The 13,587-nt window shown below is 57.1% G+C and carries 10 protein-coding genes and 1 tRNA gene; 10 read left to right on the plus strand and 1 reads right to left on the minus strand.

The features are described from left to right. Positions 1-104 precede the first annotated feature (104 nt). The 5 genes from AACH73_RS04175 to AACH73_RS04195 all read left to right on the plus strand — a co-directional run bounded on the left by AACH73_RS04175 (position 105) and on the right by AACH73_RS04195 (position 5,568). Entirely contained in the window at positions 105-1,265 is a 1,161-nt protein-coding gene (locus AACH73_RS04175) for a thiolase domain-containing protein (protein ID WP_272740476.1), read from the plus strand. Next, positions 1,262-2,140, plus strand: coding sequence for a methylisocitrate lyase (prpB, locus tag AACH73_RS04180; RefSeq protein ID WP_338735508.1), 879 nt, complete (start codon positions 1,262-1,264; stop codon positions 2,138-2,140). The genes AACH73_RS04175 and prpB overlap by 4 nt, the downstream gene beginning before the upstream one ends. 18 nt (positions 2,141-2,158) lie before the next feature. Next, positions 2,159-3,334, plus strand: coding sequence for a 2-methylcitrate synthase (gene prpC / locus AACH73_RS04185; protein ID WP_338735509.1), 1,176 nt, complete (start codon positions 2,159-2,161; stop codon positions 3,332-3,334). Between the two features lie 185 nt (positions 3,335-3,519). Further along, a complete protein-coding gene (locus AACH73_RS04190; RefSeq protein ID WP_338735510.1) occupies positions 3,520-4,971 on the plus strand; it encodes a bifunctional 2-methylcitrate dehydratase/aconitate hydratase in 1,452 nt (483 codons plus the stop codon). Positions 4,972-5,112: 141 nt separating this feature from the next. Continuing rightward, the gene (locus AACH73_RS04195) at positions 5,113-5,568 is read left to right on the plus strand and encodes a low affinity iron permease family protein (protein WP_272740472.1); all 456 of its coding nucleotides are present in this window, start codon (positions 5,113-5,115) and stop codon (positions 5,566-5,568) included. A 201-nt stretch (positions 5,569-5,769) separates the two neighbouring features. Here AACH73_RS04195 and AACH73_RS04200 read toward each other — a convergent pair whose 3' ends face one another. Then, positions 5,770-6,357, minus strand: coding sequence for a DUF4142 domain-containing protein (locus AACH73_RS04200; RefSeq protein WP_338735512.1), 588 nt, complete (start codon positions 6,355-6,357; stop codon positions 5,770-5,772). 230 nt (positions 6,358-6,587) lie between these two features. On the opposite strand from AACH73_RS04200, the gene AACH73_RS04205 reads away from it, so the two are divergent. The 5 genes from AACH73_RS04205 to AACH73_RS04225 all read left to right on the plus strand — a co-directional run bounded on the left by AACH73_RS04205 (position 6,588) and on the right by AACH73_RS04225 (position 13,574). After that, positions 6,588-8,126, plus strand: a complete 1,539-nt coding sequence (locus tag AACH73_RS04205) for an ATP-binding protein (protein ID WP_338735514.1) — start codon at positions 6,588-6,590, stop codon at positions 8,124-8,126. Positions 8,127-8,274: 148 nt separating this feature from the next. Continuing rightward, a tRNA-Lys gene (locus tag AACH73_RS04210) sits at positions 8,275-8,350 on the plus strand. Positions 8,351-8,513: 163 nt separating this feature from the next. Beyond that, the gene (locus tag AACH73_RS04215) at positions 8,514-9,725 is read left to right on the plus strand and encodes an integrase arm-type DNA-binding domain-containing protein (RefSeq protein ID WP_338735516.1); all 1,212 of its coding nucleotides are present in this window, start codon (positions 8,514-8,516) and stop codon (positions 9,723-9,725) included. Positions 9,726-9,846: 121 nt separating this feature from the next. Further along, a complete protein-coding gene (locus tag AACH73_RS04220; protein ID WP_338735517.1) occupies positions 9,847-11,718 on the plus strand; it encodes an AAA family ATPase in 1,872 nt (623 codons plus the stop codon). Then, positions 11,715-13,574, plus strand: coding sequence for an ATP-dependent helicase (locus AACH73_RS04225; RefSeq protein ID WP_338735518.1), 1,860 nt, complete (start codon positions 11,715-11,717; stop codon positions 13,572-13,574). Before AACH73_RS04220 ends, AACH73_RS04225 begins: the two co-directional genes overlap by 4 nt. Positions 13,575-13,587: the final 13 nt, after the last annotated feature.

Here is a 13,587-nt window from a genome sequence, read left to right on the forward strand (position 1 = left end):
CGTGTCCGGCGCCTGCATTGACTCCCGTTGCGGCAAGGGTTTACGCCTTGTTGCATCAGCATCCGACGCAGAAGCGGTTGCGACCTAAAAAGGGAGCCCTCACCATGCACGCAGCGGCCATTGTCGGCTGGGGTCATACGCCGTTCGGACGGCTGGACCTGTCGCTCGAAGCGCTCATTCAGACGGCGGCGCGTGAGGCGCTCAGTGACGCCGGGATCAGCGGGGCCGACGTCGATGCGGTGTTTCTGGGCCTCTACAATGCCGGTCTGACGCCCGACGGTTTTTGCGCCTCCATGGTGCTGGGGGCCGATGAGGGCCTGCGCTATACACCCGCCACGCGGCTGGAAAATGCCTGCGCGTCGGGATCGGCAGCGCTCTATGCGGCGATGGACGCCATTGCCTCGGGGCGTATAAACACGGCGCTGGTCGTCGGGGCCGAAAAAATGACGGCGCTCGACGGGGCGGGCGTCACCCGCGCTCTAGGGGCCGCCAGCTATCAGGCCGAAGAGGCCGGCCTGTCCTTTCCCGACATCTTTGCCCGCTTTGCCCGCGCCTATGGCGAACGCTACGGCGATCCGACCCTGGCCATGGCGCATATCGCCGCCAAGAACCACGCCGCCGCGATGAATAACCCGCTGGCGCAGCTCAAAAAGCCGCTGTCGGTCGAGTTCTGCGCCACGGTGTCCGAAAAGAACCCGCTGATTTCCGACCCGCTGAAAATGACCGATTGTTCGCTGGTGTCGGACGGGGCGGCGGCCATCGTCCTGACCCGCGCCGACCGGGCCAGTGATTTCCGCCGCGCCGTCGGGTTCCGCGCGTCGGTTCAGGTCAATGACCTGCTGCCCTTGTCGGCCAAGGACATGACCGACTTTACCGGCCCGCGTCTGGCCTTTGAGCGCGCCTATGCGCAGGCCGGCGTCTCGGTGTCTGACCTCAGCTTTGCCGAGGTCCACGACTGTTTCACCATCGCCGAGCTTCTGGTCGCCGAGGCCATGGGGCTGGCCCCCAAAGGGCAGGGGGCAGACTTTATCATCGCCGGAGGCACCGGTCGTCAGGGGCGGTGCCCCACCAACATGTCCGGCGGTCTGAAGGCCAAGGGCCATCCGGTCGGGGCGACGGGCGTTTCCATGCACGTCATGGCCGCGCGGCAACTGTGTGGTGAGGCGGGTGAGATGCAACTGCCTGACCCAAAGCTGGGTCTGGCCTTCAATATGGGCGGCGGTGCGGTCGCCAACTATGTGAGTATTCTGGAGAGACTGACATGACCTCACCCGGTGCCCGATTTCGTGCGGCGCTCAAGGCCGAAAGCCCGTTGCAGGTCATCGGCGCGATCAATGCCAACCACGCGCTTTTGGCCAGACGCGCCGGTTACCGCGCCCTCTATCTGAGCGGCGGGGGCGTGGCAGCGGGGTCTCTGGGGGTGCCCGATCTGGGGATCAGCGGCCTTGAGGATGTGCTGATCGACGTGCGGCGCATCACCGATGTGTGCGACCTGCCGCTGATGGTCGATATCGACACGGGCTTTGGCCCCTCGGCCTTCAATATTGAGCGCACGGTCAAGGCCCTGATCAAGGCGGGGGCCGCCGCCTGCCATATCGAGGATCAGGTAGGGGCGAAGCGTTGCGGCCACCGGCCGGGCAAGGAGATCGTGTCGGTCGCGGAAATGGTTGATCGCGTCAGGGCCGCCGCCAGTGCCAAAACCGATCCGGACTTCTTCCTGATTGCCCGCACCGATGCCATTGCCGTGGACGGGGTCGATGCGGCGATTGAGCGGGCGCTGGCCTGCGTCGAAGCCGGGGCGGACGGGATTTTTGCCGAAGCCGCCTATGACCTCGACACCTATCGCCGCTTTACCGCCGCCGTAAAGGTGCCGGTGCTGGCCAATATCACCGAGTTTGGCAAGACTCCGCTGTTTACGCGCGAGGAACTGGCCTCTGCCGGGGTGGCCATTCAGCTCTATCCGCTGTCGGCCTTTCGCGCCATGAACAAGGCCGCCGAGACCGTCTATGAGGCCATCCGCCGCGATGGCCATCAGAAGACTGTGCTCGACCTGATGCAGACGCGCGACGAGCTGTATCAGCGCATCGACTATTACGACTACGAACAGCGCCTCGATGCGATGTTCAATAAAAACAAATAACAAGCGGAGGGAACACCCATGAATGCCGTAACGGACCTGCCCAGGGGTGAGGCGACGACCGCCTTCAAACCCAAAAAGTCGGTCGCCCTATCGGGTATGGCGGCCGGCAATACGGCCCTGTGCACGGTAGGGCGGACGGGGAATGATCTGGCCTATCGCGGCTACGATATTCTCGACTTGGCCCAGACGTGCGAGTTCGAGGAGGTGGCGTACCTGCTGGTGCACGGCAGCCTGCCGACCGTTTCGGAGCTGACGGCCTATAAGAGCAAGCTGCGCGCCTTACGCGGTCTGCCGGTCAGCCTGAAGTCGGTGCTGGAGCAGATACCGCCTTCTGCGCACCCGATGGATGTGATGCGCACCGGCGTGTCGCTGCTGGGCTGTCTGGCGCCGGAAAAGGACGACCACAATGCGCCTTCGGCCCGCGACATTGCCGATAAGCTGATGGCGTCTCTGGGGTCGATGCTGCTCTACTGGTATCACTACAGCCACAATGGCAAGCGGATTGAGGTCGAGACGGACGACGACTCCATCGGCGGGCACTTCCTACACCTGCTACACGGTGAAAAGCCGCGCGAGAGCTGGGTGAAGGCGATGCATATTTCGCTGATCCTCTATGCCGAGCACGAATTTAACGCTTCGACCTTTGCCGGGCGCGTGATCGCCGGGACGGGTTCGGACATGTATTCGTGCATTGCCGGGGCCATTGGCGCGCTGCGCGGGCCCAAGCACGGCGGGGCCAATGAGGTGGCCTTTGAAATCCAGAAGCGCTACGCCACCCCGGACGAGGCCGAGGCCGACATCCGCGCCCGCGTCGAACGCAAGGAGGTTGTGATCGGCTTTGGCCACCCGGTCTATACGGTCTCCGACCCGCGCAATGTGGTGATCAAACAGGTCGCCCACGACGTCAGCGTCGAGCAGGGTTCGTTGAAAATGTACGCCATCGCCGAGCGGCTGGAGCGCGTGATGTGGGAGGTCAAAAAGATGTTCCCCAATCTCGACTGGTTCTCCGCCGTCTCCTACCACCGCATGGGGGTGCCGACGGCCATGTTCACGCCGCTGTTTGCCATTGCGCGCACCGCCGGCTGGTCGGCGCACGTGATTGAGCAGCGCATTGACGGCAAGATCATCCGCCCCAGCGCCAACTACACCGGCCCCGAAGACCGCGCCTTCGCGAAGATCGAAGACCGGCAATAACCTCCTCCCTGTCGCGTAGCGATGGGGAGGTGACTGCGAACGAAGTGAGCAGACGGAGGGGGATAACACCCCAAAATCCAGCGCACTCGATCTTCACAGTCAGCCCCCGTCACCGCTTCGTAGTCTGGCACTGGCCACCCGGCCCTCCCCATCGCGGCGCGACAAGGGAGAAGAAAGAAGAAACCATGTCCACACATATCCCCAATATCCGCCCTGAACCCGACAGCGTGTTTGTCGATATCGCCGACTACGTGCTGAACTACAAAATCCACTCCGACCTCGCCTATGAGACGGCGCGCAACTGCCTGATCGACACGCTGGGCTGCGGGCTGGAGGCGCTGGACTATCCCGCCTGCACCAAGCTTTTGGGGCCCATCGTGCCGGGCACCACCGTGCCTAATGGCGCCAGGGTGCCGGGCACACAGTTTCAGCTCGATCCCGTACAGGCGGCCTTCAGTATCGGCGCGATGATCCGCTGGCTCGATTTCAACGACACCTGGCTGGCAGCGGAATGGGGGCACCCGTCCGACAATCTGGGCGGCATCCTTGCCGTTGCCGACTGGATATCGCGCAATCGCGTGGCGGCGGGCAAGGCACCGCTGACCATGCACGACGTCCTGACCGCCATGATCAAGGCGCACGAGATTCAGGGCGTGCTGGCGCTGGACAACAGCTTCAATAGCGTCGGCCTCGACCACGTCATCCTCGTCAAGGTCGCCTCGACGGCGGTGGTGGCCGGGATGCTCGGCCTGACGCGCGATGAGATCATCGACGCCGTGTCGCTGGCCTTTGTCGATGGGCAGAGCTTGCGCACCTATCGCCACGCCCCCAATACCGGCTCGCGCAAATCGTGGGCGGCGGGCGACGCCACCAGCCGCGCCGTGCGGCTGGCTTTGATGGTGCAGAAGGGTGAGATGGGCTACCCCTCGGCCCTGACCGCGCCGGTGTGGGGCTTCTACGACGTCTCCTTCAAGGGCAAGCCGTTCAGCTTCCAGCGCCCCTACGGCAGCTATGTGATGGAGCACGTGCTGTTCAAGATCAGCTACCCGGCGGAGTTCCATTCGCAGACCGCGGTCGAAGCCGCCATGCGCGTGCATCAGGAACTGCGGGCCAAGGGCGTGTCGCCAGACGACATCGCGCGCATCGACGTGCGCACCCATGAGGCCTGCGTGCGCATCATCGACAAGAAGGGGCCGCTGCATAACCCGGCTGACCGCGACCACTGCATCCAGTACATGATGGCCGTGCCCATCCTGTTCGGGCGTCTGACGGCGGCGGATTATGAGGACGAGGTGGCGCAGGATGCGCGCATCGACGCCCTGCGCGACAAGATTATCTGCACCGAAGACCCGCAGTTCACCAAAGACTATCACGACCCGGAGAAGCGCTCGATCGCCAATGCGGTGACCGTCACGCTTAACGACGGCACGGTGTGGGAAGAGATCGTGGTCGAATACCCGATCGGTCACAAACGCCGTCGCAAGGAAGGCATCCCGTTGCTGGAGGCCAAGTTCCGCACCAATCTCAACCGCCGCTTCCCCAAAAAGCAGCAGAAGGCCATTTTCGACCTCAGCCTCGATCAGCAGGCGCTGGAAGCCACGCCGGTGCATGAGTACGTCGATATGTATGTGATCTGACGCGGGAATTGTATCTTTATGCCTCTGGGCCCAGCCTGTCCGTCTTTGTTTTTATCGCGCATTTGTTCCCGAAACGGAGTTCGGCGAAGCCAAAACCGCTGCACACTTTTCGGAATGCGCTTTCAAAGAGCTGGTAAGGCTATGTCACAAGACGCTGAAAACGCCCATAAAAAGGGCTGGTTCGTCTGCTTCGCGCAAAACGCAGCGGTGGCGACGGGCAGCCCCTGGGCTTTCGGACTGGCGGTTGCGGTGGTGGGGCTGTGGATCGTCACCGGCCCGCTGTTCAAATTCTCCGACACCTGGCAACTGGTCATCAATACGGGCACGACCATCATCACTTTTCTGATGGTGTTTCTGATCCAGAACACGCAGAACCGCGACGCCCGCATCATGCAACTCAAGCTGGACGAACTGATCCGCGCGGCGTCGAAGGCCAATACCGCCTACATCGACATGGAAAACATGAGCGAAAAGGAACTGGCCGAGCTTCAGAAGCATTATGAAGCTCTGGCCAAAAAGGCGCGCGATAAGGGCGATCACAAAGCCGCCGAAGCTCACTCGGAAGCGGGCGCCAAGGCCGCGCAGGTGCTGGGCTGAGGGGCTGCCCTTTGCGGTTTAAATAATACCAACGGCCGAAGATGCTGACCGCATCCGGCCGTTGAAGAAACGAGGCTATCTCATATGTGTCAGTGACACGAGACATTCTCGAATGGAATACCAAGGGTCATTTTCAATGACCCTTGGTATAAAACGCCGCCCCGTGAGGGGCGGCGTTCTTCATTGCCGGTGAAAGTCCGATCAATACTTTTCGTCGAGCTTTTCGATATCCGCCTTATGCATCTTGAGCGTCGGCAGGGTCTTGGCGGCAAAGTCCTTGACCGGGCCGGCCTGACCGTCCTTCGCTTCCTTTTCGAACAGGTCGATCGTCTTGTCGTGCGCCTTTTGCTGGGCGTCGATATATTTGGCGTCAAAATCCTCAGCCGAGGCGTTCTTCAGGTCGTTCAGCATGTCCTGGTGCTCGGAATCGAGCCCTTCGGCCGGCGGCGTCAGACCGGCGGCGGTGATGGCGGCCTTCAGTTCGGTGGCGGCCTTAGTGTGGTCGGTCACCATCTTCTGTGCAAAGGCCTTCAGATCGGCCTTCTTGGTACGCTCGATCGCCAGCTTGCTCGACTCGATCTCAAACACACCGGCGACGGTGGCGCGACCGGCAAAGTCGATATTTTCCGAGGCGCTGGACGAGGCGCTGTCAAAGACACTCGACGAGCTTTCCGAAGCGTTTTCGGCGCGCTCTTCGGCGGCGTTTTCCTGCGGCGACCCACAGGCGGCCAGCGGCAGGACAAGCACGCCGGCAAGCGTGGCGGCGGCAAAGGCTTTCTTAGAAAACATCAGTCTCTCCAATGTGATAACGGAACCGTGATAGGTCAGGACGGTATCAGCGCGGATGTAAGAAGGATGCGCCGCTTTTACGGCAACACATGAAAAAGCCATAAAGCGCGCATGGTCCCAAGATCGTATTGTCCGGTTATCGGCTTTATGGTTAGCATCGCCGCGACAGCAGATTCCCGCAGCACAGGCGCTCAATGGACACTGGCGGCCTAACCCCCGGAGGTCCGGTTTTGCCGGACAACTCCCTTTCCGAGGCGCAGCACAAAAGCGCGCTTCTGGCGGCCATTGTCGCCTCGTCGGACGACGCCATTGTCTCCAAGACGCTGGACGGCATTATCACCACGTGGAATGCCGGGGCCGAGCGGATATTTGGCTACACAGCGGCCGAGGCGGTGGGGCAGCACATCACCCTCATCATCCCGCCGGACATGCACGACGAGGAATACGTCATCATCGGCAAGGTGCGCAGCGGTCAGCGCGTCGAACATTTTGAAACCGTGCGCCGCACCAAGTCCGGAGAGATGATCAACATTTCTCTAACCGTGTCGCCGGTGCGCGACGAAACCGGGCGCATCATCGGCGCGTCGAAGATCGCCCGCGACATTACACGCCAGAAGGTCATCGAAGCCCAACTGGCCGAAGCCAACCGCCGCCGCGACGAATTCATGGCCAATATGAGCCACGAACTGCGCACCCCGATGAACGCGGTCATCGGGCTGGCCCATATTCTTAGCCTGTCCCCCAACCTGTCGGCGCGCGAGCAACACTATGTCGGCGTCCTGAGACAAAGTGGGGAAAACCTGCTGCATCTGATCAATAATCTGCTGGATGTCTCCAAGATTGAAGCCGGGGCCATAGAGCTGGAGATGCGCGACTTCAGCCTGCCCGAACTGATCGAACAGACGATAGCTGCGCCGCGCGCCCGTGCCGAAGACAAGGGGGTGGCGTTCGGGGTCATTTTCGGGCCGGACCTGCGCGAATATTATTGCGGAGATGCCCTGCGGGTGCAGCAGATACTGACCAATCTGCTGGCCAATGCCGTCAAATTTACCGATACGGGACGCATAGACCTGAGGGTATCGGCTGCTGAGGTGGATGAGGCCGAGGCGCGCCTGCGCTTCGAAGTGATGGATACCGGTATCGGGGTTGCGCCGGACAAGCTGGAGACGATCTTCGAGAAGTTTACCCAAGGAGATGCCTCCATGACGCGGCGCTATGGCGGTACAGGGTTAGGCCTGTCGATCGGGCGCGCGCTGGCCGAACGCATGGGGGGCACACTCACCGCCACCAGCACGCCGGGGCAGGGGGCGATCTTTACGGCCGAATTGCCGCTAAGGTACGATCCCGCGCGTCCGCAGGGTCTGGCGGTTGCCGAACAGCGCGCCGCTGAACGGCGTCAGGTGCTGATCGTCGAAGACTACGAACCCAATATCGTGGTGGTGTCCACGCTGCTGGAGCAGATGGGGTTGAACTACGACGTGGCGCGCACCGGCACCGAAGCCCTGCGCCGCGCCGAAATGAGCGCCTATGACCTGATCCTGATGGACATTCAGATGCCCGGCATGGACGGCTTTGAAAGCACGCGTCGCATCCGGCACATGGAAACGCAGCGCGACCTGCCCGCCACGCCGGTGGTGGCCATGACCGCGCATGTGCTCGATTCCGACCGCCGCCGCTGCTTCGAAGCGGGCATGACGGGCTTCATCCCCAAACCCTTCGAACCGCAGACCTTTATGCAGGTGGTGGGCGACGCCATTGCCGCCGCCTGACCTATGCTGTGAGGAGGCGGTTTCGACCGTCCACAGGCTTTCTGCGCAAAAAGCAAAATTAGCGCTTGCATGGGCGGAAAAAATTCGTATGTTCCGCCCCTCACCGCCGGGGCTCACCAACAGCCTCACCTTGAAAGCGGTGTGAAGTGGGTGTGTAGCTCAGTTGGTAGAGCAGCTGACTCTTAATCAGCGGGTCCACGGTTCGAGTCCGTGCTCACCCACCATTCCTCCTTCCGCCAGCGTCCGGCGAAGTTGAAAAAATCCTTAAAATATGGTATGTTATCGGTGTGCTCATCCGAGATCATCCGCTCCTGTCCGTCGTTATCCGGGCAAATTGGGGGTATTTCTGGGGGTACGCGGCGAACTCCAATTTTGCGATACCCCCAAATGGCGCTCACAGACTCCGCGATCCGTTCGGCGAGGCCAAAGGCCAAACCCTACAAGCTCTCCGACGGCGAGGGCATGTTTCTGCTAGTGACGACCTCCGGCGGAAAGCTCTGGCGATTGAAATACCGCTTTTCTGGGCAAGAGCGATTGCTCGCGATAGGCCAGTACCCTGTCGTCGGTCTTAAAGACGCACGGAAACGACGTGACGAGGCGAGGGAACTTCTTTCTGAAGGCGTTGACCCTTCCCTGGACAAAAAGCGCAAGGCTGTTGCTGCCGCTATACAGGCCAGCAACACGTTTAAAGTTGTCGCGCACGAGCTTTGTGAGAAGCTTGAGCGGGAGGGTGTTGCCAAGGCAACGAAGGTCCGAAACGACCGTTGCATAAAGCAGCTCGAGCCTGATCTGGGACACCGCCCGGTTTCGGAGATTGAACCCTATGAAATCCTCAATGCCCTGAAGAAGTTCGAGCGCAGGGGTATTTACGAGACCGCCAACCGGCTCAGGGCGTTTGCGGCGCGGGTCTTCCGGTATGCCATCGTAACAGGGCGCGCGAAGGTAAACCCCGCAGCCGACATTAGCGAGGCGTTGGTAAAGCCTAAAACCAAACATATGGCTGCAATTGTGGACCCTCAGGCCCTCGGTGAATTACTCAGGGCAGTGGAGACTTTCGACAAATACATGACGACGACGCTTGCGCTGAAGCTCACGCCGCATCTTTTCGTCAGACCCGGCGAGTTGCGTCACATGGAATGGACGGAGGTCGATTTCAATGCCAAGGTATGGCGTATACCCGCTGAGAAGATGAAGATGCGGCATGAGCATGTCGTACCGCTCTCTCGCCAAGCGCTCGAAATTCTCACCGATGCTAAGGCGCTGGCCTATGGCAGCAAGTACGTCTTTCCTTCCATTCGGACCGGGCTGCGCCCGATGAGCGAAAATACGATAAATGTGGCGCTTCGCCGTCTAGGGTATAGCGGAGATGAGATGACGGCCCACGGATTCAGAAGCACCGCCAGTACGTTGTTGAACGAGTCGGGGTTATGGTCGCCAGACGCTATTGAGCGTGCATTAGCTCATAAAGGGAGTGACAGAGTGCGGGCCATCTACCACCGAGGCGCACACTGGGACGAGCGCGTTCGGATGGCGCAGTGGTGGTCAGACTACATTGACCGGTTGAGAGATGGCGCTGCGGTGGTGCCCATTAGGGCATGACTTAACTCAAAAGCGGCCATTCAATCGGTTCCCGATGAAAATTTGCTGTCATTATCTCTTGCGGTAACAAAAGTGGAGGCCTACTCAACGTACGCGATAACGCGTAAGGGTGGGACACTAAATGGACGTTTTAGAAATGATCGGCGAGGAACCGCCGGAAAGAATGGAGACCGAAGCCAAGAATTCGGGCATCACTATCGCCCTAATCAGGATCGAGAATTTCAGAGGTCTGAAAGCCATTGAAGTTGGCTTACTTCAGCTCACGGTAATTTTGGGTGCAAATAACGCGGGGAAGAGCAGCTTTCTGGAAGCTGTATGCGCAGCGATTGGGGCAACTCGTCGAGCTTACGGGAAAGAGGACATACACTTAGCCGCAGGGGAAAGTGAAGTTCCTAGAAGTCGGGTCGCAAAAATTGACTTAAAGCTAGTTGCTGTCGACCCGGAGACCGGAGCGCCCACACCAAAATTTCCCGCTGGATCGTATTGGACCGAACTTTTCGGTTCGGATATTGCCATCGATGAAAACGGTCACGAGTTCGTTGGGCTTAGGGCTAAATTGGGGTGGAATATCGCGTCGGGTGAATATCGGATAGAGCGGAAATTTTTAAAAAGATGGGAGCAATCGGAAAATCCAAGTGAAGACGAGGGAGGAAGGTTATCAAGTGCCCAACTTGAACCTTTCGGACTTAACTATATTGATGCAAAGCGAGATTTAGACGAGGACTTGCGATCGAGATCGTCCTTCTGGCGTCGGCTTACTGACGATATTGGGCTTGAGCCTGACGTTATCAGAGAGGCGGAGCAGATGCTTAGCGAGTTAAACGATAAGCTAGTGAATGGTAGTGATGTATTAAAGCATGTGGGACAACACTTAAACTCCATAAGCGACGTCCTGGCTGGTAACTCGTCTACCGTGGAAATCTCGCCGGTTGCACGAAAACTGCGAGATTTATCGAGAGGGTTAGATGTCAGTATTTTGGGGAGCGATGCTCAATCGTTCCCCCTTGCGCGCCACGGCATGGGAACTAGAAGTCTTGCTTCACTTCTGGTGTTTCAAGCCTATGCCGGGTGGCGCGCATCTAATGCGAGCAAAGAGCATGCCTCAGTTCATTCGTTTTTAGCGCTGGAGGAGCCAGAGGCGCATCTACACCCGCACGCCCAGCGTTCATTGTATAAGCAAATAAGTTCTATACGAGCACAAACTATTGTTAGCACTCACTCCCCTTATTTTGTTAGTCAAGCAAAAATAAGCCAGCTCAGAGTTTTTCGAAAATCCGGGTTGGAAACAATTGTTAAGCAACTGGATGTTTCTTCTGTGGATTCTGACGTGGTTAGAAGGGTAGAAGAGCAAATATTGCTAACTCGTGGTGATTTGCTGTTTTCAAGTGGGATTGTTTTGTTTGAGGGAGAAACGGAAGAGGTTGCTCTCCCTATCATGGCAGAAAGATACTGGAATCGAAGCATACATGAGTTAGGGTTGAGTTTCGTTCCAGTGGGCGGGGGGAACTACTTCCCGTTTATTTGGCTTGCGACTAACTTGGACATTCCGTGGTTTGTGTTATCTGATGCCGAAAAAGACCCCCTGAAGACGCTTGACGCTTGTCTTAAGAAAGTTGGTGCGCCCGAGCGCAGTCAATGCCCGAACGTGTTTACCATGGAAGAAGGGTTGGACTTCGAAGCACAGTTACTTCGGGAGGGGTATGCCGTTGAGGTTGAAAGGGCTTTTAACAAATTTCATGAGGTGGATGATTATGTTGCGGTGCATATTGAAACGCATCATGGGCAAAAAGGTAAAAAGGGTGTCATAAAGGACTTTAACGGCGAAGATGGTCGTCATCTCGCTCTCCTAGACGCCATGAGAATGAATAAAACTGCGATGGCCTCATCGATCGCTAGGGAGATTTGCGACTCTGCCGACGTGAGCAGGCGGACTCCACCTAAAATTAAGGAAGTTTTTTCGAAGGTGTCTGAGACTTTGGGCTGGGTTAGATGAATATTTTCTTGTCGGAGACTCAGCAGCGAGTCGTCGCTCACGATGAGGGGGCCTTGTTAGTTATCGCTGGTCCCGGGTCTGGGAAAACCCGGGTCTTGACTGAGCGTGTCAGGGCGTTGCTTCAGAAACCCCGAGAGCGATTTAAGGTCCTTGCACTGACGTTCAGCAATAAAGCTGCGGCTGAGATGGCCGAACGACTTAATGGGCTCGGCGAGCAAAAATTTCGAGCAGACGTTAATACGGTCCATGGTTTTTGCTTGGACCTGTTGGCAGATAGGGGCCGGAGTCTCGGAATAACGGCTCAGCCACAGATTTTTGAAAATTATCAGGATCGGCGACAAGTTTTGCAGCAAGTGATCTCAGAAGATCCATGGCTACGCACGCAACTGTTATCTGCCGGTGATCTTAAGAGCCAAAACTTGAGGGTTGATGAATGGCTAAAAGTCATATCAAGTATTAAGTCCCATCCCATAACTGCATCTAAAAATATAGATGAGTTTGCCGCGTACCTTATTCAGTCTTATGACGCGGGCCTCCGGGCGTCCGGCGGATATGATTTTGATGATTTGTTGGTTCTTAGCTACAAGCTTCTATCGGAAAATCCGAGCATATCAGATTTGTATAGAAGAATTTACAAGTATATATGCATAGACGAAGCTCAAGATTTAAATGAAGCTCAGTACGCCGTGATAACGGCATTATGTGGAGCGGATTATAAAAATGTAATGATGGTTGGAGATCCCAAACAATGTATTTATGGTTTCAATACATCCAGCCCAAAATATATGGAAATATTTGCCAATGATTTTCAAGCTACACGAATTACACTAAACGAAAATTTTCGTTCTTCTGCTCTTATCGTGCGTGCGGCCCAGTCGTTACTTCCTGAATATGAAGTTGAGGGGACGTTGCCCGTCCAAGGTGCGGTAAGAACAGCCTCGCCGCAAACAGAAGCAGATGAAGCAAACGTTGTGGTTGAAGAGCTGTTGCGATTGACCCGAGATGGTCATCCTGACATCGAAGGGGACGTTGAGCTTGGAAATTGCGTCGTTTTGGCTAGAAATCGCTATTGCCTAACTGAAGTCGAAAAGGCACTCGCGAACAAAGGAGTCAAATTTTCGAGGAGATTGTCAGCTGCCCACGAGTTCGAGTCTGACTTAGTTAAGCAGTTTTTATTGGGTCTAAGATTAGTTGTGAATCCGGTTGACAGGTTTCATCTAAGTGATCTTTGTAATTATTGGGAGGTATCCATGCCGGATAGTCTGCCACTGACCGGGCCTACTGATGTGGCAAAAAGTTTGCTAACACTTTCTCGATCAAGTAGAAGTCCGGAGCACACCGTAGTTGCCCAAGCGCTAGAAATAGTATTGGGGGGAAATGGTTCTTTACGATTCGGTCCTGCCTTAGACTCTCTTTTGAGGCATGCGGACTCAATGGAGGAAGAGCTTCGCAGCTTTGTGTACCATGATGCAGAGATTTTAATGTCGGAGTGGGATCAATTTCTCAGGAAAAAAGTCGGCAATGGTTCGCCCGCATCTTTTTTGAGCAATATGGCGTTGGGTACCACACAGCCATTCGATCGAGATAGTTTATCATTGATGACTGTCCATGCATCGAAAGGTTTGGAGTTTGATGTTGTCTTTTTGATTGGGTTAGCCGAGGGAGTCTTTCCGGATTATCGAGCTTTAAATCGGCCTTCGGCACTTCAAGAAGAAGATCGGAATGCATTTGTCGCGGTTACTCGTTCGAAAAGGTTGCTTTATGGAACCTATCCCAAGGTAAGGAAAATGCCTTGGGGAGATCTGCGTGCGTCAGAACCGTCTCGATATTTCAAGAAGATTTCACAGGTGGGTTAACTGTTAGCCCTAT

This window comes from Asticcacaulis sp. DW145 (assembly GCF_037101385.1).
GTDB classification, from domain to species: domain Bacteria; phylum Pseudomonadota; class Alphaproteobacteria; order Caulobacterales; family Caulobacteraceae; genus Asticcacaulis; species Asticcacaulis currens.

Bases quoted from the DNA above. Each gene is read 5' to 3' on its own strand.
- AACH73_RS04175 (WP_272740476.1), top strand. From the start codon at position 105: ATGCACGCAGCGGCCATTGTCGGCTGGGGTCATACGCCGTTCGGACGG.
- prpB (WP_338735508.1), top strand. From the start codon at position 1,262: ATGACCTCACCCGGTGCCCGATTTCGTGCGGCGCTCAAGGCCGAAAGC.
- prpC (WP_338735509.1), top strand. From the start codon at position 2,159: ATGAATGCCGTAACGGACCTGCCCAGGGGTGAGGCGACGACCGCCTTC.
- AACH73_RS04190 (WP_338735510.1), top strand. From the start codon at position 3,520: ATGTCCACACATATCCCCAATATCCGCCCTGAACCCGACAGCGTGTTT.
- AACH73_RS04195 (WP_272740472.1), top strand. From the start codon at position 5,113: ATGTCACAAGACGCTGAAAACGCCCATAAAAAGGGCTGGTTCGTCTGC.
- AACH73_RS04200 (WP_338735512.1), bottom strand. From the start codon at position 6,357: ATGTTTTCTAAGAAAGCCTTTGCCGCCGCCACGCTTGCCGGCGTGCTT.
- AACH73_RS04215 (WP_338735516.1), top strand. From the start codon at position 8,514: ATGGCGCTCACAGACTCCGCGATCCGTTCGGCGAGGCCAAAGGCCAAA.
- AACH73_RS04220 (WP_338735517.1), top strand. From the start codon at position 9,847: ATGGACGTTTTAGAAATGATCGGCGAGGAACCGCCGGAAAGAATGGAG.
- AACH73_RS04225 (WP_338735518.1), top strand. From the start codon at position 11,715: ATGAATATTTTCTTGTCGGAGACTCAGCAGCGAGTCGTCGCTCACGAT.